This window comes from Methanonatronarchaeum sp. AMET-Sl (assembly GCF_029854155.1).
Lineage (GTDB): Archaea > Halobacteriota > Methanonatronarchaeia > Methanonatronarchaeales > Methanonatronarchaeaceae > Methanonatronarchaeum.
In genome coordinates, this window is the sequence record NZ_CP122958.1 from 180318 (window position 1) to 205261 (window position 24944).

Sequence of the window (24944 nt, forward strand, 5' to 3'; positions counted from 1 at the left end):
TGGTGTCTAGTGTTACTCCATCATTTTTTACCTCCTTATCTGCACTTTCAACTTATAAATCACCTAGTTTTAAGTTATTTATATAACCTTCAGCGTCATCTTTTTCTTTTAGTATTTCGATCTTTTTTACATCTGTGACTACGTCACCTCATTACTGTGGAGATGTCTAGTCGGTCTGATACTGCGGTGTTCGATTCTTCTCCCGTTCTGGTTGCTTGTTCTTGTAGGTATGCGGCTGTGTTTATTAGTACTGCAGCAACTAAAGCTTGAAAACCAAGACCATGGCTATGAAGACGATCAGGGTATCGATTCAGACCTGACCTTCTTTAGCCTAGAAAGAGTTTATTTCAGTATATAAATCCGTTCAGCGTTTATCTAAAATAAAAAAAAATTTATATAAATCTGAATTGGTTTTTATGGTTTTTAAATTTTTTAAAGTTGATAAAAAGGTTTTTGTTTTATTTTAGAGTTATCTTTATTCTTAATTTGTCTGGACTGGTTTTTTATTTATTTTGTGGAATGAGGTTTAGATGGAGTTGTAGATAGCGGGATGTTTTTGTTTGTTTGGTGTTTGATTCATTTTTGTTTTGTTTTTTGTTGAAAAAAGCTTTATATATGAGTTTGATTAAACTGTATTGATTGGTATTATTAAGGAATTAGTTTGTTTGGGATGTTTATTATGAATTTTAATCCATTGAAGATGTTGTTAGGTAGGGGTTCTGATGAAGATGAGGGTGACTCGATTGAGGAGGATGAGGAGCTCTTTGAGGATGAGGGTTTTGATGACTTTGATGAGGAGTCTGATGATTTTGATGATTTTGAGGAGGATGAGAGTTCTCAGTTGTCGGATATTCAGGGTAGTATTGAGTCTTTGGAGACGGAGGTTGGTAGTCTTTCCTCAACGATTTCAGTGACGAAGGATGATATTGAGTCTATTGGGAATCGAGTAGATGAGGTTGAGGAAAATGTTAAGAAATTGCTTGATGTTTATGAGATGGTTACCAAAGATATAAATCCGTTTGTAGGTGATGGTGAAGATTTGAGTAACCGTGATCTCGAGAACGCGGATGATTTCGGTGTATTTGAAGGCGGTGGCCAACAGGAAGAAGATTTTGATGATAGTTTTCTAGATGAAGATGAGGATGTTGATTTTGAGGAATCCAGTGAGGATGAGTTTTCAGATGAGGGTGAGGGTCGGCAGGTTATAACTCCTGATGACCTTGAAGAGGATTCAACTTCTGATGACCTTGAAGAGGATGTTGGTTTTGATGAACCTGGTTTTGATGAAGATCAAGATTTAGTGGAGGAGATGGATATTTCGGAAGAGAAGCTTAAACAACTTGAGACACGTATAGAGATGGTTAACAGTAAGTTAGAGAAAGTGGCTAACGGTGATGACGATATGGATGCTGAAGTTTCTGATAACGGTGATAGTGGTGAGCGGGAGTATTATTTAGAGGAGATTAAGAGGGATTATTATTCTGATATTGTGTTGATGAACTGGACGAACTTCTTGTTGACGATGGTTGATACTACGGAGTTCAGACAGATCTTGGATGTATATGTTGATTTGAAGTGGATTTCTCCTGAGGTCAGGGATTATGTTGAGCGGTTTGAGGAGAGTATTTCAACTCAACCGATTTTTGAGTATGGTGTTAAGGCCCGTAAGTCCGGTACAGGCAACTCTTCCTATTCGGCCGATGAGGAGGAGTTTATGAAGAGTGAGGGCGGTATGACTGTTGAGGACCATACTAGGTCTTTGATTTTTATAAGTAAGTTACGGGATGATGAAGACGCTCTTTCAGAGAAAAATGTTGATAAACTTAAGAAGGAGATAGACGACATACTTAAATACAATCTTGAAATCTAATGGGCTTCAGCGTATCCGCATCTACTATAATAATATTTATAGGACTGGTAATGTCGGCAGGAATGATATATGGAGCTTGGGATCACTCCCAAGACACCTTGATAGAGGGAGAAAACCTGCGGACCGATATGCAAGTAGATAAACAACAAACAGACATAGAAATACAGTGTCAAACAATACAATATACAGATGGTGTATTGGAGTTTGAGGCTGTTAATGAAGGGAATACAGGGCATGATGTGGATGGTGTTTCAATAATACTGGATGGTTATATAGCCGATAACCAAATCAATGAACTCTATGTAGTTGGATCAATGGATAGTGGTGTTTGGTTACCTGGTGATACGTTGTACGTGAATGTTAGTGTTGGTGAAGAGCCTGATCAAGTTGTTTTGGTAGTTGATAACGGGATTAAAGATATCTGTAGGGAGTGGTGAGTTTGGCAGGGGCCTCTGGCAGTGAACTCATTATCTTCATTGCCGCCATATTAATCGCTGCATCGGTTGCAGGGGTAATAACGACGGAGGTATATTTCGCAACCGATTCATTCCGAGAATCCGCAACAAACCTAGATGAACAGATACGTGGAGACATAACAATAATCAACGACCCAACCATGATACCAAACAACGATAACACACTAGAGATCTACGTTAAAAACACAGGAGCTTCAAACCTACCCGACAACCCAGAATACATTAACATCTTAATAGATGGTGCTCACTATACAAATGTAGATGTAGATATCATTGGTTCAGATGTATGGAGACCCGGTAACACTGCCCAACTCGATGTAAACATTGATTCCGATGAATTCAGTTCAGGTGATGACGTACGTATCTTAGTATATGTAGAGTCATTACAAGATGAAATAACAGGTCGCTTGACCTAAAACAAAACAAAATAAAATAAAATAAATTGTAAATTAAGTGGAGATGTTGTTTGTTGTTTTATATGATAATTAAGTTTGTTGGAGTGGTTTTTGATGGCTGATAAGATTTATTCTCTTGGTCTTGAGGATAGGGATCGTCTTAAGGAGAAGATTGGTGGTGGGATACCGAAGGGCTCGATTATGGCGATTGAGGCGGAGTATGGTGGAGGTAAAAGTGTTCTTTCTCAAAGGTTTGCATATGGTTTTTGTGAGGAAGGATACCGAGTAACATACTTATCAAGTGAGTTACGAGCATCCAGTTTTATAGATCAGATGGATTCGCTTAACTATAATGTTGAAAAACATTTGTTAAATGAGAATCTCTTATTCCTACATGCCTATATGGAGCAGCGGCAGGAAGGTGGTGGAAAGCCTTTGAGCAAAATTATGGATGCAGAATTGATGTGGAAAGCTGACGTCATAATAGTTGATACCTTTGACGCAATCCTAAGAAACGATAAAAAATTTGACCACCTTGTTAGAGAGAGCGATGAAAGACAAGGAGCACTAGAAATAATCTCTTTCTTCCGTGACCTAGCATCCGCCGGAAAAACAATAATACTCACAATAGACCCCACAACCCTAAACGATGAAGTACTCTCACCATTTCGAGCAATAACCGACGTACACCTAAAAATAAACATGGAAGAAATAGGAAACGACATAAGCCGAACAATACACGTAAACAGGTTTTCAGGAATGGGTCAACAAGTAGGAGACAGAATCGGATTCAGCGTCCGACCAGAGATCGGAGTCGTAGTAGAATCCAGAAGCGTCACCTAAACCCTCTATATCCCCTCCTCTCTCCCCATACCTATTTTCATCAACTCATTATTTTTAGAGTTACCAGTTAAAGAGGTCTCTTGTTTTTAAAGAACCTAGATTTTTTTATCTGATTTGAAGTGCGGCTATAGCTTATTTGTTTATGGTGGTTAGAAAAAGGTGTGTTTTCTAGATCAACTAAGATAAAGTATTAGGTTTTTGTTGTTTTTATTTGATTAAAACGGTTTTTGTTTTCTTGAGAGGTTTTTTGGTTATGTTTTATTATTGAGGGAGGGGTGGTTTTTTTAGAAAAGAATTTAAAAAAAAGAATAAAATAGAATAAAAAAGGATAAGAGGGGAGATATGGGGGTTTTTTGGGTTTAGGGTTGTTGTGTTGGTTTTTGTTTGATTTTGTGTCTTTTTCTGTCTTTTAGTTCTTGTTTTTTGGCTTCGTTCCATCCGCTTACGGCTTGTAGGTATCCTGTTACTCTTGATATGTGGTCTATGTCGTTGGAGCCGCAGTTTGTGCATTGGTTTTTGAGTCCGCTTTCTACGTGGAAGTCTTGGTTGCAGACTGTCATGTCTTTTGTGTAGCTGAAGTATCCGGTTTGTGTGTTTTTGGCTATGTTTTCTGTGAATTTTCTGAGGCCGTCTGTGTCTGGTTGTGTTTCTCCGAGCCATATGTGCATTATGTTTCCGCCGTCTACGATTGGGAAGAATTTGTGTTCTATGTTTATTCTTTGGCCTAGTGATATGTCTGCGTCTACTGGTACGTGTGTTCCGTTTGTGTAGTATACTGGTACGTCTCTTGAGCCTCTTAGTTTGTTTTGGGCTTTTTGTATGTCTCCTCGGATGACTTTTTTGGCTTTGTTTTTGTATTTGTGGTTCATGAGGTCTGATACTGCGAATCTTTGTACTGTGCTTTCTGCTGGTGTTCTTGCGAGTGCTATGTCCATTTGGTGTTGTTTTTCTAGTTGTCTGGCGTATGCTTCCATTTCGGCCATTGTTCTTAGGGCGAGTGCTTGGCTGTCTTTTGATTGGTGCATTTGTTGGCCTGTGTGGTAATGGACCATGTCGTTTATTCCTAGTACTCCTATTGTCCATACGAGTTGGTCTAGGTTCGCTGCTGTGGTTCCTTTTCTTCCTGTGTTGGGGTCTTTTGGTTGTTGTGTTGCGAATGGTAGGCGGTTGTTTTTGCGCATTAGGTCCATCCATTGTTTTTTGGTTTTGAATATTTCGACGGCTGTGTCCATCTGGTTTTTGAGTTCTCGGAATAGTTTGTCGTCGTCTCCTTCTGCTTTGTAGGCGGCTCTTGGGCAGTTTAGTGTTATTACTTGCCATCCGCCCATTGTGAAGTGTTTTCCGTTTTCGAAGTAGAGTTTGTCTTGATAGTTGTCGTCTGTGTCTTCGTTGGCGCTGAATTGGTATGCGCAGCATTGGTAGCAGGATATGCCGCCGTCTTTACCTCGATATTCTGGTATTTCATTGTCGAAGTAGGGTGTTCCGTATTTGCTGGTTAGTTCGTATGCGAGTTCCCATTGTTCGTCGTATTCTGGTGTTAGGAACTCGGGTTTTATGTTGATTTCTGGTTTTGGGAAGTTGAAGGGTTTGCCCCAATAATCTCCCCCTATCATTACGTTCATAAGGGCTTTGAAGGCTTGTTGCACTTCACGTTCATAACTGCCGTAGGTGTCTGGACCTACTTGACCCCCTTTCACGATTGGTTTGTCTCTCCAGATCTCTGGGACACCTGGTGTTAGTTGGACGCTGCTGAAGACCAGTTGTCCTCCTCTGGCAACCATCATCTGGGTCATTTCGTATACGAACATCTGCATTAGTTGTTCGATTTCTTGATATGACATGCCATCTAGGTAGGGTGCGAGGAAGGTTAGGAAGTTGTAGAATCCTTGGCCACCGGCCCAATTGGTTTGGGCTGAACCAAGGGCTTTTACTGCGTGTAGTACGGCTACTTCTGGTTTGTGTGCTGGGCCTGCGACGCTTGATTTACGGCCGCTGCCGTCTGGCATTAATCCGTAGTATAGGAAGTATCGGAGGTCCCAATCCATGCAGAAGGGTCGTGATGCGAAGTATTCGAGGTCGTGTATGTGGAGGTCTCCTCGGAGGTGGGCGTCTGCTAGGTGGGTTGGCATTGTTAATAGGTATTGTTCTTTGGAGATTTTGTCGGCCTTCTTTTTGTGTGATGTTTCTGGGTTGCCGATTAAGTTGGCGTTTTCATTGCTTTCGAATCCACCGCCAACATCCATCTGGAATGCATCGTATACGGGTGTACCTACCCTAGTGGATATGTTTCGGTAGACCTGGCCGGAGCTACCGTCTTGTTGGCCATGTTCCAATAGGATTGTGTTTACTATCTCTCTTATTAGGGGGCCTGATAGTTGGTCTACCTCTAGTTTCCGTATCCGTTTTTCTGCTTCCCGGGCTACTTCCTGTGCTAGTTCCCTTGATATTGGGGGTGTGTTGAAAACAAACTCTGCTAACTCTGTTTCTCTTGTGAGTTGGTCTACTATTTTTTGTCGGTCCCAAGGTAGTAGGTAGCCGTCTGTGGTTCGGACCTCGGGCAGGCCTTCCACCGGCTCTCCCCGTATGTTAAGTTGTGTATATTCATCATCCTGACTCATCGGTCTCTTCCTCCAGATCACTCAATAATTCTTTATTCAATTTCGAATCCATAAACAAATCAGATATTGTATAATAACTATCTTCAATATTCAGTACGGGGGCGGATAGTGTGAAGACCTCGTTCATAGCTAACTCGCTCCTTGATTCAGGAGAGGCCATGTCAACTTCTTCAAAATCGATGTCGTTTTCCAGAAAATATTGTTTCAACCTTTCACACTTACTGCAGTTTTCTGTTGTAAAAATCCTATAATCCATAAATATCACTTCAGACATCCAGTAGGTTTGATGGAGATATAAAAAACCATAATCAATCCACGAGTTATGACGGAACTCTATATATTGTTTAGATTTTATCCAACAAACTTGTTTCCATCCCTTCTTCTATAAACCTATTTATTCATTCCCTGTGGACGAATGCCTCCCATCCCTATGTTCCGGGGGGGTTTGTTGTATTTGTTGTGTTTGGGGTTTCTAGTTTTGGGTGGCATTGTAGTTGTTGTGTTAAGGTGGGTTGGGTGAAAGTGTTTTTTGGGTTTGGTTTCTAGTTTTGGGTGGTAAATTATACTTTTGTTAAGGAGTATATTGGTTGGAGGGATTTTTAGATGGGATATGATAGTTGTTCAATTTGTAGTAGGGAGTCTAGTGATGCTAGAGAGTGTTTAGTTTGTGGGGAGATTGTTTGTTCTAATCATTTTAGGTTCTTTATGGGTGTTTGCACCAATTGTGCTCCTGAAAAAGGGGTTGAAGAAAGTGGTCAAAAAGTTGATAAAACTATTAAATGATTTTGGCGGAGTTAAGTATGGTGAGTTCACTCTCTCTTCCGGTGAAGAGAGTAGTTATTATATTGATATAAAGGCGGTTAGCACCGAACCTGACTTCCTTAAAGAAGTTGGTAAGGAGATATCAGGTTATGTAGGTGGTGTTGATCGGTTGGCTGGAATCGCTTTGGGTGGCATTCCCTTGGTTACTGCTACTTCTCTTGAGTCGGGTGTTCCCTACTTGATGATTCGTAAACAAGAAAAAGGGTATGGGACCGATGACCGAATCGAAGGTAGTTATCTAGAGGGAGAGAGTGTTGTTATAATTGAGGATGTTACTACTTCCGGTAACTCGGTTTTAAGTGGCGTTGAAACCCTTCGAAACGTAGGTTTAACTGTTGATAAAGCTATTACTGTTGTTGATAGAGAATCCGGAGCTATAGAGAATTTAAGGGAACATGGTGTTGAGTTGGAGGCATTGATTTCTGTTTCACAACTTATAGATGAATAACCAGTTTTCAGTGTTGGGGGAATAAGTTAGTTAGTGTTTTAGGTTCAGTAAAGATATATTGATTAAGGTTTTTTGGTTTTTTGAGGTATTTAGTATGATTACGACATTTGATCTTGAGCTTAAGGATATTCCTGGTCAGCTTGTGGATGCGTTGGAGCCTTTCAGTAGTTATGGTGCTAATATAGTTAGTGTGGTTCATCACAGGGAGAAGAAGACTCCGCGGGGTACTGTTCCTGTTGAATTGAAGGTTGAGGTTGGTAAGGATCGGTTGGATAGGATTATCAGTGAACTTGAAGAACGTGATATTCAGATTGTGCAGATGGGTGAGGAGCGTCTTGGAATATCTTTTTCAGTTGTTTTAATTGGTCATGTAGTGCACACGGGTATTCGAGACACGATAGATCGGATAGATGCGACAGGTTATGCTGAAGTCATCGACCTATCTCTATCGATGCCTGGTATCGGTGAGGAGTCAAGTGCCCGACTGCTCATCAAAACCATGGATGGAGAGAAAGCTGAAAAAACAATCAACATAATCGAAGAGATTGCAGAAGAAAAAGACCTTAAATTAATAAGAGAGATGGAAGTCTAAACATGAAGATCGCTTTAATCGGTTTCGGAACTGTAGGCCAACAACTAGGCCACATACTACTAAATAGAAAAGAAAAACTTAAAGAAGACTTCAATTACGAGCCAAACGTGGTGGCAATCGCCGACTCCAAAGGAACTGTAAACAATCCAGAGGGAATAGACCTAAAAAAAGCAATTCAAGTAAAAGAAAACCAGGGTAGTGTTATTCATGGAGATTGGAGTGAGGGCCTCGATGTGGATTACGATGTATTGGTGGAGTGTACTCCAACAAACATAGAAGATGGAGAACCAGGACTAACAAACATAATGAACGCACTAGAGAGCGGTAAAGATGTCGTAACATCCAACAAAGGGCCTTTAGCATTAAAATGGAGAGAGTTAATGGATACCGCCGAAGAAAACAACGCAGTCTTAAAGTTTGAAGCCTGTGTAGGCGGCGCCATGCCAATAATCAATCTAGCAAACGAAGTCTTAGCCGGAAACAAAATCAAAGGAATACGGGGCATCCTAAATGGAACATGCAACTACATACTCACAAGAATGACAGCTGAAGGACTACCATACAACCACGTATTATCAGAAGCACAAGACCTAGGAATAGCAGAAGCCGACCCAACCTACGACGTAGAAGGAATCGACACAGCACTAAAAGTAGTTATAATCGCAAACTCAGTAATGGGATTAAACAAAACCTACGACGACGTAGACCTCGAAGGAATCACAGGAATAACACCAGAAGCACTAGAACTAGCCAAAAAAGACAACAAACAAATCAAACTCATCGGAGAAATACAAAACCAAAAACTAATGGTAGCACCAAAAATGGTATCAAAAGACCACCCAATAGCAGTAGGCGGAACACTAAACGTAGCATCCGTAAAAGCAGACCTAGCAGGAGAAATAACAGTAACAGGAAAAGGAGCAGGCGGAAAAGAAACAGCCAGCTCAATACTCAGCGACCTAGTATCAATCTGGAGAAACCACAAAAACTAACAACCACAACCCTTCCTTAAACAACCAACCCAACACCACAAACACTCACAAAATTCAAACAAAACAATTCCCCTACAATTTTTTCAGGTAATTGGGGTCTATAGAGCTGAGGGAATGAAATTATAGTTTTGATTTGAATTTAAACCAAGGTGTAGGTTTTTTTGTTTTTTTGGGTTTGGTGGTTGTGGTTTTATTTTGTTTGGGTTGTTCCTTGTCCTGGTTGGGTGATTGTTAGTTTGGAGTTGATGTTGTGTTTTTTGTAGGTTTTTTGGATTGTTTTTCCTATTTTTTTGGGGTTGGGTCCTACTGCGATTGTTGTTGGGCCTGATCCGCTTATTGTGACTCCGTAGGCTCCTTTTTGTAGGGCTTTTTGTTTTGCTTGTTTGTAGCCGGGTATTTTTTGGGCTCTGATGGGTTCGGCTATTGTGTCTTGCATTCCTTCGCCGATTTTTTTGATGTCTCCTTGTATTATTCCTTGGGTTATTAGGGAGGCGCTGTAGATGTTTTGTTTTGCTTGGTTTAGGGTGATTTTGGATGGTATTGTTTTTCTTGCTTCTCTTGTCATTGTTGTGTGTTCTGGTGTTACTACAACTATTTTGAATGGTTTTGGTGTGGTTGTATGTATTTTGTTTTCTTTTTTGTTTTTGTTTGGTTTTATTATGGTGAATCCGCCTGTTATTGCGGGGGCTACGTTGTCGGAGTGTGTTTCTCCTGCGGCTACTTCTTCTCCACGGGCTGCTTGTTTGATTAGTTTTTTGGTTGGGTGTTTGAGGTTGAATAGTTTGTTGATTGCGTAGACGGTTCCTGCTGCGCTTGCGGCACTACTGCCTAAACCACTTCCCGAAGGTATTCCCTTATTTAGTTTTATGTGGAGTGGTTGGTTTATCATTTCTTTGGCGACGACGCCGGCTGTGTTTAACTCTGGGTCGACGGGTATGTCATCTTTTCCGATGCCTTTGATTGTTATTTTGGTTTTTTTGGCTTTGGTTATGGTGATGGTGTCGTATGGTTTTTTGAGGGCTAATCCGAATACGTCGTATCCAGGACCTACATTTGCGATGGTTGCTGGAGTTCTAACGGTGATGCTGTTTATAGAAAAACCTCCATATTAATTAAAAAAAATATCTATTTTAGGGTTTGTTGTGTGGAGTTTGTTTATCTACAATCCGGCCTTAAGGACCTTTTTTGAGGGTTGGGTTTGTTTATGTTTCTATTTGGAATGATTGTTTTATTTTTTTGGCGTATTTGACTGCCATTATTCCTAGGAATGCTATTGTTAGGCCTCCGATTATTGAGAATACTAGTACTTGGTATGCGGTTGCTGTTGCTCCTTCTGATATGTTTAGTACGTATTTGCTTCCGCCCCATACTATTAGGCCTGTTGCCATTACTAGGAATGGTAGTGCTGTGTATCTCCATATGTGTTTAGATTTTTTGATGTAGCTGTCGGATATTTTTCCGAGTAGGCCCATTATGGCTGCTCCGACGATCCACCATATGCTTGAGGTTAGTATGTGTGCTGTCATTATTAGGTTGGCTGCTTCTCCTATCTCTAGCCATGTTAAGTATGCTTGCATTGCGGCTATTACTAGTAGTATGAATGAGGCTGTGTAGGTTACGAATGATATGTTTCCGCTGACTAGTGATTCTTTTAGTTCGTATACGGCTTTGAATATGTATTCTTCTCCGCCTACGGCTTTGAATATCATGTACATTCCGATTACTATGAATATACCGCTGACGGCGAGTTCGCCGTGGCCGAGAAATGTGAAGATTGCGTATGCGACTAGGGCGAGGCCTATTGGTATGAAGAATGTTCGCATGAATTTGGGGTCTTCCATGAATCTCTTCATGATGTAGTAGGTTGTTTCCAGGTTCTGGCTTTGTTTTACTACGACTCGTTTTACTGAGTTTACTTTAACCCTTGATTCAACGATGGGCATTACGTTTTCGTCTTCTGCTCCATCTGTTACTACAATTGCTTTATCTATATCATGGTTTTCTAATATTTCATCAAGTTGTCGGGCAATTTCGTTGTCTGACTCGAGCCCGAGGTTTTGTGACCCTGTTACTGTTGCTAAAACAACTTCCTCTTCAGGTTCTAGGTCTCGAGCTATCTTTATACCTGCATACACCGAGTTGATATCCGAGTCTTCGGGGTCATTGACTGCAAGTTTCTGAGCAGCTTCTAAATTGGCTCTATCACCTACAATAGGTCCATCTATCCCCGCCTTCAAACCAATATCATCATCCCGATCAATACAAAGAACAAGAGTCGTCATTGAATCATACAATACAGCTTTTTTTAAGTCTAACTCAATTTAATTAAAAACCTATACGCTTAACCACAAACGAACATACAAACCGGCCTAACCATCTCGACATTTTTTAATGTATTGAAAAAATAGTGCATCAAAAGCAATAAAAATATCGATTAGAAATCTAAAAGAACTATATCGCCTTCCTCTTTATCTTGATGTGTTTAAATTATAATTTGATTTTATTTTACTTTAATTATAAAGAATTTATTTTTATTAGATTTATTCATTATGTTTTATTGTTTTATCTGTTTAGGTTGAGTTTAGTATGGAATAAAAATTAAGTGATAAAAAGAGGATTTATAGCGTGATTAAAATGGATTTTAAAGGAGAAAGTGTATTAATCACTGGGGTTTCTGGTTTTGTTGGTCCTTATCTTGCGGAGTATATTCTTGATCAGGGTGGAGATGTTTATGGGTTAATGAGGAAGAGAGCTGATGGTAAGGATCCTAAAAATCTGGAAGAATTGAATTTGAAGGACCGTATAAATACGGTTTATGGTGATTTAACTGACATATCTAGTTTAGCCAATGCGATTGATTTGTCAGAGCCTGATCATATTTTTCATTTAGCAGCTCAGTCTTTTGTTCCTTACTCTTTTACGAACCCTTTGGAGACAAGTAATGTAAATACAATGGGGGTTGTGAATTTATTGGAAGCTGTTAGATCTTCAGGCTATGATCCTTCATTTGTTTTTGCCGGTAGTAGTGAGGAATATGGCTTGGTTATTGCCTCAGAAGAACAATATGAGGATGTTTTAGAAAATAGAGGCCATATTTTTCCAGAGCCCAGAAGGATCCCTGAACTACCTATAAAGGAGACAAATCCACTACGGCCTATGTCGCCTTACGGTGTAACCAAGGTTTTTGGAGACCATATGACGAGGAACTATTTTGACTCATATGGCTTAGACACTAAAGTTTCTAGAGCGTTTAACCATGAAGGTGCTAGAAGAGGAGAAGACTTCGTCACATCTGTAGTTACAAGGCAGGTTATGAAGCTTAAATATGGGGAAAAAAATAAAATAGACATTGGAAATGTAAATGCCTTCAGAGACTGGAGTCATGTGAAAGATATAGTCAAAGGATACTGTTTAATATCTAAAAAAGGACGTAAGGGAGATGTCTATAACCAAGGCTCAAACAGAATTACATCAGTATTAAGCTACATACTATTAAGCCTTGAAAAGATAGGTTACAACATAGAAAAAATTGAAACAAATAAAAACAACAAGGAGATTGAAAACCCAACCAAATTTAATAAAGACACAACCTATGGCTCTAAATTTAAGAAAACAAAAGTAGACAACCTCCTGCTAAAAAATAAATTAAGGTTTAAATTAGAAGATCAAGGGATTAAAGTAAAAACAGATACGGACAACATCGAAATAAACTTCAAAAAAGATCGTTTTAGGCCTGCTGAAGTACCAATCCTACTTTCCGATACAACAAAAATAGAAAAAATAGGATTTAAATCAGAATACGAAGTTAAAGACATAATAAAAGATCAACTAAACTACTATCTTGATCAAAATAGAAGAAAATAAAAATATCTAGGGTAAATACCCTTCTTTAAACCCACCTACCTATTTTTTTATCTACTATTTTTTTGATGAGTTTGGGTTTGGGTTTAGATTATGTTGTTTTGTTTTAGTTTTTCTGGTAGGTATGTTTCGGTTACGTAGTCGAGGCCGTATTTGGCGAGTGATTGTTGTTCTGATTTTTTTTCGAGTTCGAGTTGTAGTTCTATTTCGTTTTTCCAGTATGGTGTGTTGAATCTGGGGTCGGTTAGTTCGCTTTGTAGGGCTTTTATGTCTTGGTCGTTTAGTTTGTCTGTTGGTAGTTCGTATTCTACTATGTCGGTTGGGCAGACTCCTATGAATTGTGCGTTTGGTGTTGCCATGTATTCTGATAGGTGTGCGCTTTTGATGGAGCCGTATGCTACGCTTGAGAATATTCTGTAGCTCCATGGGTCTGCGTCGGTGAATACTGTTATTGGTAGGTTTAGTTCTTCGTTTAGTCTTTTTATTATTCGTCTGGTGCTGCGTGCTGGCTGGCCTTTTAGGTGTACTACGATTGCGTTGTATTTTTCGTCGAATCCGTTTTCTATTAGTCGGTCTCTCATTCCGCCTGTTTCTATGGCGATTACGAAGTCTGCTTCGTGGTCTGTGAATTTGACGTTGTCGGGGTTGTTGGGTATTTGGTATCCTCCTTCGCCGACGTCGTATTGGCAGTGGATTTTTCTTGTTCCTCTTTTGGTTTTTTCTTTTATTGTGAGGGGTCCGATGATTGTTGCTCCGTCTTCTTCTGGCCTGATGTGGAAGTCTTCTCTTTTCATGTCTGTTACGATTTCGAGGTCTTCTATTAGTTTGTCTGATTCGCTTTGTTCTCTGAATTTTGCGTTTTTCCAGTTTTCGCTTATGTAGTAGAGTTCTCGGAGGGTTGATGATCTTTCTTGTTCTAGCTGGGTTTTGAAGAAATCGATTGTGTATAGCATTTTTAGTAGGCGGTAGGCTCCGCGGATGCTTTTTGCTGACCGTGTGCTTGTTCTATCTCCGTATTTCCAGACCTCCAGTTCTTCGTCTAACTCGATGTTGTTTTTGGTTCTTGTAGGTATCTCGATTTGGGGTATTTCTGTGTTTTCGAATTGTTTATGGAATTGGTATGCGATTTCCAGTATCCGATTTATGTCTTGTTGGGTTTGGCTGTCTTGTTGGCTGTCTTGTTGGTTTTGGTTTTGGTTTTGTTTACTGGTCATTTTGGTTTCCTCTTGTTATTGTTAGTATTTCTTTTGGGACTCCTGTGATTTGTGGTTTTATTTTGGGTTTTTTGTTGTTTGGGGTTTGTATTTGTATTTTTATTTGGTCTTTTTCTCCTGAGGTTAGTTGTCGGTTCCATTTGAGTGTTATGTGGTCTTCTGCTATCTCTTTTTTTGGTTTGGGTTGTGCTTTGATTAGTTTGTGGGTTAGTGGTATTGTGAGTGTTATTTCTTTTTTTGTTCTGTCGTGGTTTTCTAGGTTTATTGTTGCTTGGTGGTGGTTTTTGTTTTTGGTTATGTTGGTTGTTACGAGGAAGTTGTTGTTTATTTTGGCTATTACTTCTTCTGTGTTTTTGGTTGGTTTGTCTGTTATTTTTTGGATTTTTTGTGCCATGTCTGGTATGATTTTTTGTATTACGTTTCTTTTGCTTTTTCTTTGTGAGATTCGTTTTTGTCGTTTTAGGTATTTTCTTAGGTTTCTGGCGGTTTCTCTTACGGCTCTTTCGACTTCGTTTCTTATTTCGTCTACGTTTGCGATTGCGTCTTTGCTTTCGCTTGTGAATGGTACGTTGGTGCTTGCTATGTGGATCATTATTACGGCGGGGCCTTTTGGGATTCCTGTTCCTCCTGATTGGTTTAGTTCGTATCTTCGCCAATCGATGTCTTTGATTGCTTTTGTGGTTACGCAGCCGCCTCTTTGGTATAGTAGGGGTACTCGGTTTGCGAGTCTTAGTAGGTCTATTTTTTCTTCTTCTGGTTTTTGGATTCCGTATGCGATTCCTGCTTCTACTATGAATGGGTTTCCGTTGGAGACGCTTGCTGATCTTGTTGTTGCGGTTATGTATTCGGCTTCTGGATATTCTTTTGCTAGGCCTTTTTCGACGCGGTCCTTGCCCATTGGGCTTAGGCAGTCGGTTGGTGGAGAGATTAGGTTGACTTCTTGGAATGCGTTGATTAGTTTTTTTGCTTCCTTTCTACCCATTCCTTTTACTTTGCTTTCTGGTTTTAGGCCTGATGTTTCGCAGATTTCTTGGGCTGTGGTTTTACCTACTCTGGTAAACTCGTTTTTGAGGAATGCGTTTAGTTGTCTTGATTCGGTTTTACGCATCATCTTTAGTAGGGTTCCGAGTTCAATTCCGGCTGGATGTGGCTTGATTTCTTTGGGTTTTTCTGGAAGTTCGTTTACAGCTCTTTCAAAAACAGTTCTTTCACCATCTGGTTCAACAAAGGTTATTCGGGCATGTGGGTTTGCTATACCGGTGGTTTTGAGGTAGTTGTATATGGATTGTCTTCTTCCTTTGACGTACATGCCTGTTAGGTTGATTTCTATTCGGGTGCCGTGGGGCCTTGTCCAGTCTACAACTTCATCCCGGGTTATTTCGGGTTCGTTTGTATCTGTATTAATGTTGATTTCGTATAGGTGGGCTGGGTCGTCTGGAGAGATCTTGGAGATAATACGGGCGCTTTTTCCAGTTGTTAGTTGTCCGTATAGGACGGCGGCGGATATCCCAATTCCTTGTTGACCTCTTGATTGTACGAATTTATGGAACCTACTGCCGTACAGGAGTTTTCCAAATATCTTAGGTATCTGTTTCTTTATTACTCCCGGGCCATTATCCTCTATTATAACTTTATATTCATCGTCTTTCTCTTGTATCTCTATGTATAGGTCTGGGAGGTATCCTGCTTCCTCACATGCGTCCAAACTATTGTCTACCCCTTCTTTGACACATGTTATCAGGCTTCGAGCGCTTGAGTCAAACCCAAGCATCTGCCTGTTCCGTTCGAAAAACTCCGCTACACTTATCTCTCTCTGGCTCTCCGCGAGCGATTCAGCTATAGGGTCCTCCATAAATCTACCTCATATTCTATAAAAAAATAACTTAATTTAGTGAACATTATTCAATTAATTTTATTAGCCATGGTTTTTTGTGTTGTGTTGTGTTGTGTGGGTTGTTAGTTTTGTGTTCGTTGTATGTCTGTTATTTTGTCGTTTTTGGTTTGCATTAGTTTTACTCCTTGGGTGTTTCTTGATTGTGTTGATATGTCTGTTATTGGTATTCTTATTATCATTCCTTTTTGAGTGGCGAGCATTAGGTATTGGTTTTTGTTTACGGCTTCGATGTCTTTTACTTTGCCGTTTCTTTTGTTTGTTTTTAGTGTGATTACGCCTTTTGAGCCTCTGTGTGTTTGTCTGTATTTGTGTGTGGGTGTTAGTTTTCCGTATCCGTTTTCTGATACGGTGAGTATGTGTTTGTTTTCGGTTGTTGTGGATGCTCCGATGACTTCGTCGTCTTTTTCTAGTCTCATTCCGATTACGCCCATTGTGTTTCGGCCGGTTGGTCTTACTTCTGTTTCGTCGAATTTTGTGAGTTGGCCGTTTTTGGATGCTATTATTATTTTTTGGTTTTTCTTTAGTTTTTTTACGTCGATGAGTTGGTCGTCTGGTTGTAGGTCGATTGCTATTATGCCTGTTTTTCGGGGGTTGCTGTATTTTTTTAGTGGTGTTCGGTTGATGTATCCTTTTTTGGTTGTGAAGAGTAGGTCTATGTCTTTTTCGAGGTTGTTGGTTGGTAGTATTGTTGTGATTTTTTCGTTTTGGTTGAGGTTGAGTAGGTTTACTATTGGTTTTCCTTTGCTTCGGCGTGAGTATTCTGGTATTCGGTAGGTTTCTAGCCAGTAGACGTTTCCTTGGTCTGTGAATAGTAGTAGCATGTCGTGTGTGGATGCTGTTGTGATTTCTCGTAGTTGGTCTGTTTCTTTTAGGTCTGTTCCTATTATTCCTGTTCCGCTTCTTCTTTGGATTCTGTATTCGGATAGTGGTGTTCTTTTTATGTAGCCTTGTTCTGTTAGGAAGATTGTTACTTGTTTTTTGGGTATTAGGTCGATTTCTTGTATTGATTCCATTCCGTCTTTTATTTGGGTTTGTCGGGGGTCTCCATGGTTTTCTTTTAGTTCTACTAATTCTTTTTTGACTCTGTCGAGTAGGTTTTGACGGTCTGAAAGTAGGTTTCGGTATTTTTCTATGGATGTTTTTAGTGATTTATGTTCTTCTCGAAGTGATTCTTTTTCGAGTTTTGTTAGTCTCTGTAGTCTCATGTTGAGTATGGCTTTTGTTTGTTTTTCTGTTAGGTTGTATTTGGTTTTTAGTCTATCCATTGCATCTTGTCTGCCTTCTGATGATTGTAGTAGTTCTAGGACGGGGTCGATGTTGTCTACGGCGTGTATTAATCCGTTTACTATGTGTAGGCGGTCTTCATCTCCTTTGAGTAGGTATTGGGTTCGTCTTTTCACTACGTTTGTTCTGTGGTCGATGTAGTGTTGTAGCATTTCTTTGAGTGATAGGACTTCGGGTTCGTCATCTACTATGGATAGGTTGTTTATTCCGAATGTGGTTTCTAGGCTTGTGCTTTTGTAGACTCTGTTTTGAACTACTTCGGGGTTGGCGTCTCTTTTTAGTTCTATTACTATTCTGAGGCCTTCTCGGTCTGATTCGTCTCGTAGGTCGGATATGCCTTGGATTTTATCTTCTTTCACGAGGTCGGCTATTTGTTCCACGATCTTGGATTTCTTGACTTGGTATGGGATGCTGTCGATTATGATGCGGTCTTCGTCTTCATCGATTCTGGTGGTGCCTCGGACGGTTATTTTACCTCTACCGGTTTTGTAGGCCTGGTATATTCCTTCTCTTCCCACGATCTCTCCAGCCGTAGGGAAATCGGGTCCCTCGACATAATTCATTAGGTCTGTTATCTCGGCGTTTGGGTTTTCGATTAGGTGTATTGCTGCGTTTATTACTTCTGTTAGGTTGTGTGGTGGTATGTTTGTTGCCATTCCGACTGCTATGCCGGATGCTCCGTTTACGAGGAGGTTGGGTAGTTTTGCTGGTAGTACTTCGGGTTCTTGCATTGAGCCGTCGAAGTTGTCTTTCCAGTCGACTGTTTCTTTGTCGAGGTCTTCTAACATTTCTTCGGCGAGTTCGGTTAATCTTGCTTCTGTGTATCGCATTGCTGCTGCGGAGTCTCCGTCGAGTGATCCGTAGTTTCCTTGGCCGTCGATTAATTGGTATCTTAGTGAGAAGTCTTGGGCCATTCTGACCATTGCGTCGTATACGGCTGTGTCGCCGTGTGGGTGGTATTTACCTAGTACGTCTCCGACTACTCTTGCGCTTTTTTTGTATGGCCTGTTGTGTTTTAGGCCCATGTCGTGCATTGCGTATAGTATGCGGCGGTGTACTGGTTTTAGGCCGTCTCGGACGTCTGGTAGTGCTCGACCTACTATTACGCTCATTGAGTAGTCTAGGTAGGCTTCTTTCATTTTGTGTTGGATTTGGACGTCTTCGACTCTGCGTGCTTCACTTGGGTTCAAAAAAATCACCTTTTTTAGATGTCAAGGTTTGTGACCTCGGATGCGTTTTCGATTATGAAGTTTCTTCTTGGCTCTACTTTTTCTCCCATTAGCATTGTGAAGAGTTCGTCGGCTCCTACGTCGTCTTGGTTTTGTATTTGTAGTAGGATTCGGTTTTCTGGGTTCATTGTGGTGTCCCATAGTTGTTGTGGTGACATCTCTCCCAGGCCTTTGTATCGTTGTATGCCGGGGTTGTTGATTTCTTGGAGGGCTTGTTGTTTTTGTTGTTCTGTGTATACGTATTTGCTTTTTCCACGGCCTGTTATTTTGTATAGGGGTGGTCGGGCGAGGTATACCATTCCCTCTTCGATTAGGGGTTTCATGTATCTATATAAGAATGTGAGTAGTAGGGTGGAGATGTGTGCTCCGTCTACGTCGGCGTCTGTCATTATTATTATTTTGTCATAACGCCGGTTTTCTAGATTGAATTCGTCTCCGATTCCGGTTCCTATAGCTGTGATCAGGCTTTTTATTTCGTTGTTGTCTAGTATTCGGTCTAGCCTGGCTTTCTCTACATTTAGGATTTTTCCTTTTAGTGGTAGGATTGCTTGGAAACGTCGGTCTCTTGCTTGTTTCGCTGAGCCACCGGCTGAATCTCCCTCGACTACGAAGAGTTCGGAGAGCTCTGGGTCTCTGGAAGTGCAGTCTGATAGTTTTCCAGGTAGTTTAGTGCTTTCTAAAGCTGATTTACGGCGTGTTAGTTCTCGAGCCTCTTTAGCTGCTTTACGAGCCCGCATAGCTTGAACAGACTTCGAGATAACGGTTTCAGCCACCCCTGGGTTCTCCATTAAAAACTCCTTTAAACCGGAGTTTAAGACACTACGAACTATCCCCCGGACCTCACCATTACCTAACTTGGTTTTGGTCTGGCCTTCAAACTGTGGTTCCTCAAGCCGTACACTCACCACAGCCGTTAGGCCTTCACGCACATCCTGACCAGATAACTTCTCATCATCTAAAATGCCTTTATCGCTTCCAACTTGGTTTATTACTCGGGTTAAGGCAGATTTGAATCCGCTTAGGTGGGTTCCTCCATCTTTTGTGTTTATGTTGTTTGCGAAGGAGAGTATGTTCTGGCTGTATCCATCTGTGTATTGAAGGGAGACCTCTACCTCTACGTTATCGCTTGAATCGGTTATGTAGATTGGTTCTGGATGTAAGACCTCTTTATTCTCATTAATCTTTTTAACAAAGGATTTGATGCCTCCTTCAAAATGGAATGAATCGGTTCGGCCGTTTCTACCGTCCTTTAAATCGATTTGCAGGCCTTTGTTAAGGAATGCTAGTTCCCGCATACGGGATAGTACGCGGTTGTAATCCAGTTTGATTTCATCAAATATCTTGGGGTCGGGTTTAAAAGAGATCTTTGTTCCAGTCTCACTGGAATCTCCAATTTTCTTTAGTTCGGTGGCCGGTAAACCACGTTCGTATCGCTGGCGGTAGATACCGCCATCCCTCTTAACGGTTATCTCTAGCCATTTTGATAGGGCGTTTACTACTGAGACACCGACTCCGTGTAGACCTCCGGAGACTTTGTAGGTTTTACGGTCGAATTTACCTCCGGCGTGGAGTTTGGTCATAACGACCTCGACCCCGCTCTTACCAAGTTCGGGGTGTTTATCGATCGGTACACCACGGCCATTATCACTTATAGTTACAGTTTCTCCGTCCTCTATTGTGACGTCTATTTGGTCGCAATAGCCGGCCATAGCTTCATCTATGCTGTTGTCAACTACCTCGTAAATTAAGTGGTGGAGGCCTTGAGGCCCGGTACTCCCTATATACATGCTTGGGCGTTTACGAACCGCTTTCAAGCCCTCCAATATCTCTATATCTCTAGAACTATACTCAATCCCCATACATGCCCCTCCAGCCGTTACAGGCTAACATAACTAAGTTTATCAGTTTAAGGCGCTCCAGATAAAATCTATAAAAACAACCAATGCTAAGGTTACTATTTTTTGGTCTTCGAAATACTTTAAATTTCTTGATATAACTAAATTAGTTTTTTTCAGGACATCTCGGCGCCTATAATTGTCTGTGTTGACAACACTCCACCTATTTCACGTATTTCATCGACTATATCGTTTAGTTTGCTCAATCCATCGACTTCAACAATTACAATAAAATCATATTCACCAAAAACATGCAAGACCTCACGAACGCCTTCACGGCTTTCAAGGTCTCTCTGAATCTCACGCTCTGTACCTGGCTTAACATTTAGTAAAGTAACTCCAACAACCATTTAAATCTCCACTTCACCATATTGGTTTTCTTCCTCTTCTAATTTATCCACATCAACACTCTTAATAACACCATCATCAAGATACTTAATCTCATTAATCTGTGCATTAACAATCAACTTCTCACAGATCCTACATGGATATCCCGTAATGTAGATGGTTGCACCCTCCATCAACTGTTTCTCACCCTGAATAATCGCATTCATCTCCGCATGCACACCACGACACAACTCATAACGATGGCCACTAGGAATCTCCAACTCCTCCCGGTTACAGCCATTACTGGTACAATGCTCCCAACCACGGGGCGCACCATTATACCCAGTACTCACAATCTCCTTATTATTAACAATCACAGCCCCATGCTTCCGGCGAGTACACGTAGAGCGTTTAGCAACAACCCGAGCAACCTCCATCCAATTCATATCCAAACTCTGTCTAACACCACTCAAAAAAACACCTCTAACAAACAAAAGATAACTCCAAAACAATAAGATAGTTCTCCCTAAAAAGGGGTTGGGTTAGGCGGGCTCGAGGGGATTTGAACCCCTGACTAACTGGTTAAGAGCCAGCCGCTCTGCCAAGCTGAGCTACGAGCCCCGGTATTTAGTTGGGTGGTTTTGTTTGATATATCTTTCATTTGTTGGGTTGGTGTATATTGGCTAGGAATTTTTTGTAGAGTGCTCTTCCGTATTTCTTTTTTTGGTTTGGGTCTTCTGGTAGTTCTCTTATGTCTATGTCTAGTTCTGCTAACTCGATTTGTATTTTGGCTTTTGTTTTGTCGTTTATTGGTAGGTTGTGTGTTGTTTGGCTCCATTTTTCGAGTAGTTTGTCGAATCGGAGGTTTTCTTGGTATATTAATTGATCTGTTTTCTTGATTGCTTCTTTGGTTTTTCCTTCAATTGCTTTCATCAGGCTTTCTTTGATGTTTTTTGTGTTTGTTTGTTGGATTGTTTTTTGGATGTCTTTTAACTCGATTGTTTGTTGTTTCTGTGTGTTTATGGCTTGTAGTAGTAGGAATGATTTTATGGGGTCGTTTTGGGTTGCGTATAGTAATGCTTCGATAGCTTCATCTGTTATCTCGATACCTTCTTTTTGGATTGCTTTTTTGATTCTTTGGTGGGTGTTTTGTGTGGTTGTGGTGGGTATGTGTAGGCATCTGGATTGTAGTGCGGGGATTAGGTCGTTTAGTGCTGTTACTACGAATGCGTATCGACAGTTGTCGCCGTATTTTTCGATTGTTCTACGTAATGCGTTCTGTAGGTTTCTTGAAAGTCTTTCAGCTTCAAATAACACTAGTAGGCGGTAGTCTGCGTTCACCGGGTGGTTGGTTGACATGGTTTTTATGTATTGTTTGAATGCATTTTCCTTGCTGACGCTGCCTGCAGATTTATCTATGTCATATCTCCGGTAGAGCCGTTTGGTTTCCCGTCGGGCTTCACGGAAATATCGGGAGTATTTTTGGTCGTCTTTTAAATCACTTTTAGTTCTGGAGAAAAACTCCTCCACGCTCGCGAACTCGGTGTTGTTTTCAAATTGACTTCCAAAAGCTGTTTTAGATAATGCGTAGGCAAACTCTATTTTATCACTACTCTTTTTTCCAGAAATAATCGTGTGTGGTAAACCTGTTTTTTCAATCTGTTTTTCTAGGCCTTTAGCAACCTCTTTGTTTGCAACCTCCCCAAGGTTCTGCGGCCTGTATTTATCAAATAACAATGGCATTAGAAATCACCAAGCGATACCTGTGCTTCATCCTCATCATCCTCAATCTCCTGAACCTCCTTTACTTCTTTGTTAGCTATATCGGGGTCGCCACCTAGATACGTGACTTCATCCTCATCAAGCCTTAAGTAACTAGCTATCTCACATGCCAGCTCCCTATCGTTTTCAAAAACAATCTTTAGGTATGGAACCATTTCAACCGCTAGGTCTTCAGAAACAAAATATCCATTAGATATCTTCCGGGTGAGGCTGTTCTGTTTATTCATCAAAGACCTAGATTTGGATAGCATTCCAAACATCTCCGGCCCCCGATACTTAGGAGCCGATTGAAATGACTTAGAAACACAAACTCCATAGGTAGACATCTCAGATGCATAACTCCATAAAGAATAATTACCACTTGTACCAACCCTACCAAGGTAGATCGAGGCCCTAGCTAAATACTTGGTTGGTCCAACCAAGTCCCATCCCTCATACTTTTTTGGGAGGTTGCTGTCAACCCAATGCAATAAATCATCGGGGTTTATATCTGAATCCAAGTCCCGTTTCACCCTCCTTAACTTATCAAGGTCGTCGTTTCGGAACACAGAGTTCAATAATTTCCAGATATTCTCTTCACGGTTGCGGTCGCCTAAATCCACATCCTCTTTCCTTAAAACCTCTTTTTCTCCACGGAGTTTGGATTCAGCGATCGATTGTAGGTCATTTATCGCTCCCCGGACATCTCCATCTGCGTTTCTGGCGATCTCTCTTAAAGCATTCTTATATGCCTTAAATCCCTCTTTTCTCTGCACCCTCTGCAAAGCCTTTACAACCTCATCCTGTTTAGGATGTTTAAACTCAATTTTCTTGGTGTTACGCCGCATACCACCCGACATACCATACTCATCATTCGCAATCAAAACAATAGGCTGACTAGAACTCTTAATAATCCTAGTGATAGCAGCCTTACCACCACGATCAGCATTACCATGAAGGTTATCAGCCTCATCAATAATTAAGAGCCTCCGGCCACCTGTCCCCATAGATAGGGTGCCAGAAGAAGAAGCGGTTCCCGCCAACCGCTCAACAATATCTTTAGCACGTTCATCACTAGCATTCATCTCCATAACCTCCCAACCAAACTCACCAGCCAAAACATAGGCAGCGGTAGTCTTACCAATCCCCGGCGGCCCAACCAAACGAATCCCTCTCTTTTTCGGCCGGCCATTCCTCCATTTCCCGGCCCAATCTACAAACTTCTTAACCGCTTTCCGATTACCAACGATCTCTTCAAAAGACCCTGGCCTATATTTCTCAACCCACTTCTCTTTAGACATAACTAACCTCTCTATATTGTTTAGTTGGATTTAATCAAACATTTTATCTTTGCCCTAAAAAATAACTCTAAAAAATAGGAGATTTAAATTTAGAGGGTTTATATTGTTTTTTTAGGTTTGGTTTTTTGTTAGGTCTTTCATGTCTGGGTGGTTTAGGTGTTTTTTGGATTTTTCTGTGAGGTTTTCTTTGTTTTTGGTGGCTATTTCTTTTCTTAGTTTTTGCCATTTTTTGTGTCTTGCGAGTACTCTTACAGGTATTTTTGGTATGCCTAGTAGTTTTGCTATTATGAATCTATGTCTTCCTTCATCGAATATTAGTTGACCGTTTCTTCCTATGTTTATTCTAATTTCGTTTTTAGCTGCTGGCCGGAATATTAGTTTTTCTTGTTTTAAAGGTATTTCTTCGTTGTTTTTTCTTTTTTCTATGATTTCTTGTTGTGTTTTGTAGCCATGTTTCTCTATGTTTTGGTATAGTTTGTCGAGGCCTTTGAGGCGTTTTTTTAGTTTTGGTTTTGTTCCGGTTCTTTTTTTAGGTCTGGGTCCTTTCTCTTCGATTTTTTTGATTCTTTTTTTATAGAATTTGGTCTCTTCCCATGGAACTCCTTCAATAAAATGTTTTTTAAACGATTTATATCTGGGATATGTTCTTATGGGAACTATGAATCTTTTTCCTTTTTTCTTTTTTTTAATTTCTCTGTATTCTTGGTAATTTTCTAGTTTGTTGATATCCCAATCACCATCAACTGTGTATGTGAATAAACTTCCCTTGAAACGTGGTTTTTGCATGTATTTTACTTCTGCTGGATCTATCTCAATTATTTTCAAAGGATGGGCCATTGAATTTCTATACTTCAGTTTATCTAGGGTGTATTTATTCAAGGCTTTTAGATTGCCCTTAATATTCCCTTGGTCTATCACCTCAGGAATTCCTTTTAAAATTCCTTTAACTCCATTCTCTTTATATACTTCCTTAAACCTCTCTAAATATGATTTAGGCAACTCTGAATACGGCATTTTTAATATTACCTCAATAAAACTAGGTATTCTTAAAATTTCTTTTTTTAGAGATTAATGTGGTTTAGTTATAATGGGTTTTGGTTTTTCTATGTTATCTGATTTTTT

21 protein-coding genes, 1 tRNA gene and 1 pseudogene are annotated in these 24944 nt (G+C 40.4%); 8 read left to right on the forward strand and 15 right to left on the reverse strand.

All coding sequences use genetic code 11. From position 1 onward, the window contains the following. Positions 1-161: 161 nt before the first annotated feature. A pseudogene (locus QEN48_RS07950) lies at positions 162-310 on the reverse strand (flagellin); the annotation flags it as partial. Between the two features lie 369 nt (positions 311-679). Here QEN48_RS07950 and QEN48_RS00870 point away from each other — a divergent pair. The 4 genes from QEN48_RS00870 to QEN48_RS00885 all read left to right on the forward strand — a co-directional run bounded on the left by QEN48_RS00870 (position 680) and on the right by QEN48_RS00885 (position 3584). After that, on the forward strand, positions 680-1870 hold the full coding sequence (locus QEN48_RS00870) for a FlaD/FlaE family flagellar protein (RefSeq protein WP_280108534.1): 1191 nt from the start codon (positions 680-682) through the stop codon (positions 1868-1870). After that, positions 1870-2307, forward strand: coding sequence for a hypothetical protein (locus QEN48_RS00875; RefSeq protein ID WP_347985112.1), 438 nt, complete (start codon positions 1870-1872; stop codon positions 2305-2307). The genes QEN48_RS00870 and QEN48_RS00875 overlap by 1 nt, the downstream gene beginning before the upstream one ends. 2 nt (positions 2308-2309) lie before the next feature. Then, positions 2310-2762 carry a hypothetical protein gene (locus QEN48_RS00880; protein ID WP_280108536.1) on the forward strand — a complete coding sequence of 151 codons (453 nt, stop codon included), beginning with the start codon at positions 2310-2312 and terminating at the stop codon, positions 2760-2762. A gap of 93 nt (positions 2763-2855) precedes the next feature. Continuing rightward, the gene (locus QEN48_RS00885; protein ID WP_280108537.1) at positions 2856-3584 is read left to right on the forward strand and encodes an ATPase domain-containing protein; all 729 of its coding nucleotides are present in this window, start codon (positions 2856-2858) and stop codon (positions 3582-3584) included. Between the two features lie 359 nt (positions 3585-3943). Here the strand turns inward: QEN48_RS00885 and nrdD are convergent, their stop codons facing one another. Continuing rightward, on the reverse strand, positions 3944-6202 hold the full coding sequence (nrdD, locus tag QEN48_RS00890; protein WP_280108538.1) for an anaerobic ribonucleoside-triphosphate reductase: 2259 nt from the start codon (positions 6200-6202) through the stop codon (positions 3944-3946). Beyond that, complete coding sequence (locus QEN48_RS00895) at positions 6189-6458, reverse strand: glutaredoxin domain-containing protein (RefSeq protein ID WP_280108539.1); 270 nt, start codon at positions 6456-6458, stop codon at positions 6189-6191. Before QEN48_RS00895 ends, nrdD begins: the two co-directional genes overlap by 14 nt. 495 nt (positions 6459-6953) lie before the next feature. Between QEN48_RS00895 and pyrE the strand changes: the two genes are divergently transcribed. The 3 genes from pyrE (at position 6954) to QEN48_RS00910 (ending at position 9056) form a co-directional block, all read left to right on the forward strand. After that, on the forward strand, positions 6954-7472 hold the full coding sequence (pyrE, locus tag QEN48_RS00900; RefSeq protein ID WP_280108540.1) for an orotate phosphoribosyltransferase: 519 nt from the start codon (positions 6954-6956) through the stop codon (positions 7470-7472). A gap of 94 nt (positions 7473-7566) precedes the next feature. Then, the gene (locus tag QEN48_RS00905; RefSeq protein ID WP_280108541.1) at positions 7567-8064 is read left to right on the forward strand and encodes a hypothetical protein; all 498 of its coding nucleotides are present in this window, start codon (positions 7567-7569) and stop codon (positions 8062-8064) included. A gap of 2 nt (positions 8065-8066) precedes the next feature. Continuing rightward, a complete protein-coding gene (locus tag QEN48_RS00910; RefSeq protein WP_280108542.1) occupies positions 8067-9056 on the forward strand; it encodes a homoserine dehydrogenase in 990 nt (329 codons plus the stop codon). Between the two features lie 190 nt (positions 9057-9246). Here the strand turns inward: QEN48_RS00910 and QEN48_RS00915 are convergent, their stop codons facing one another. Then, positions 9247-10149 carry a homoserine kinase gene (locus QEN48_RS00915; RefSeq protein ID WP_347985140.1) on the reverse strand — a complete coding sequence of 301 codons (903 nt, stop codon included), beginning with the start codon at positions 10147-10149 and terminating at the stop codon, positions 9247-9249. Between the two features lie 109 nt (positions 10150-10258). Then, positions 10259-11338, reverse strand: a complete 1080-nt coding sequence (locus QEN48_RS00920; RefSeq protein WP_280108543.1) for a DUF373 family protein — start codon at positions 11336-11338, stop codon at positions 10259-10261. 352 nt (positions 11339-11690) lie between these two features. On the opposite strand from QEN48_RS00920, the gene QEN48_RS00925 reads away from it, so the two are divergent. Continuing rightward, positions 11691-12920 carry a GDP-mannose 4,6-dehydratase gene (locus QEN48_RS00925; RefSeq protein ID WP_280108544.1) on the forward strand — a complete coding sequence of 410 codons (1230 nt, stop codon included), beginning with the start codon at positions 11691-11693 and terminating at the stop codon, positions 12918-12920. 83 nt (positions 12921-13003) lie between these two features. Here the strand turns inward: QEN48_RS00925 and QEN48_RS00930 are convergent, their stop codons facing one another. The 10 genes from QEN48_RS00930 to QEN48_RS00975 form a co-directional block, all read right to left on the reverse strand. Then, complete coding sequence (locus tag QEN48_RS00930; RefSeq protein ID WP_280108545.1) at positions 13004-14131, reverse strand: DNA topoisomerase IV subunit A; 1128 nt, start codon at positions 14129-14131, stop codon at positions 13004-13006. Next, entirely contained in the window at positions 14121-15983 is a 1863-nt protein-coding gene (locus QEN48_RS00935; protein ID WP_280108546.1) for a DNA topoisomerase VI subunit B, read from the reverse strand. The genes QEN48_RS00930 and QEN48_RS00935 overlap by 11 nt, the downstream gene beginning before the upstream one ends. 104 nt (positions 15984-16087) lie before the next feature. After that, positions 16088-18499 (reverse strand): DNA gyrase subunit A, encoded by a 2412-nt coding sequence (gyrA, locus tag QEN48_RS00940; RefSeq protein WP_280108547.1) that lies wholly within the window; start codon positions 18497-18499, stop codon positions 16088-16090. A 14-nt stretch (positions 18500-18513) separates the two neighbouring features. After that, positions 18514-20397: a DNA topoisomerase (ATP-hydrolyzing) subunit B gene (gyrB, locus tag QEN48_RS00945; RefSeq protein WP_280108548.1), complete on the reverse strand. Its 1884-nt coding sequence runs from the start codon at positions 20395-20397 to the stop codon at positions 18514-18516. A 152-nt stretch (positions 20398-20549) separates the two neighbouring features. Continuing rightward, positions 20550-20783, reverse strand: a complete 234-nt coding sequence (locus QEN48_RS00950) for an Lrp/AsnC ligand binding domain-containing protein (RefSeq protein ID WP_280108549.1) — start codon at positions 20781-20783, stop codon at positions 20550-20552. Next, positions 20784-21206: a dCMP deaminase family protein gene (locus QEN48_RS00955; RefSeq protein WP_280108550.1), complete on the reverse strand. Its 423-nt coding sequence runs from the start codon at positions 21204-21206 to the stop codon at positions 20784-20786. Between the two features lie 101 nt (positions 21207-21307). Continuing rightward, positions 21308-21381: transfer RNA gene (locus QEN48_RS00960), tRNA-Lys, on the reverse strand. A 36-nt stretch (positions 21382-21417) separates the two neighbouring features. Continuing rightward, positions 21418-22503 (reverse strand): hypothetical protein, encoded by a 1086-nt coding sequence (locus QEN48_RS00965; RefSeq protein WP_280108551.1) that lies wholly within the window; start codon positions 22501-22503, stop codon positions 21418-21420. After that, positions 22503-23822, reverse strand: coding sequence for a replication factor C large subunit (locus QEN48_RS00970; protein WP_280108552.1), 1320 nt, complete (start codon positions 23820-23822; stop codon positions 22503-22505). The genes QEN48_RS00965 and QEN48_RS00970 overlap by 1 nt, the downstream gene beginning before the upstream one ends. Positions 23823-23933: 111 nt before the next feature. Continuing rightward, positions 23934-24836, reverse strand: a complete 903-nt coding sequence (locus QEN48_RS00975; protein ID WP_280108553.1) for a hypothetical protein — start codon at positions 24834-24836, stop codon at positions 23934-23936. Between the last annotated feature and the right edge of the window lie 108 nt (positions 24837-24944).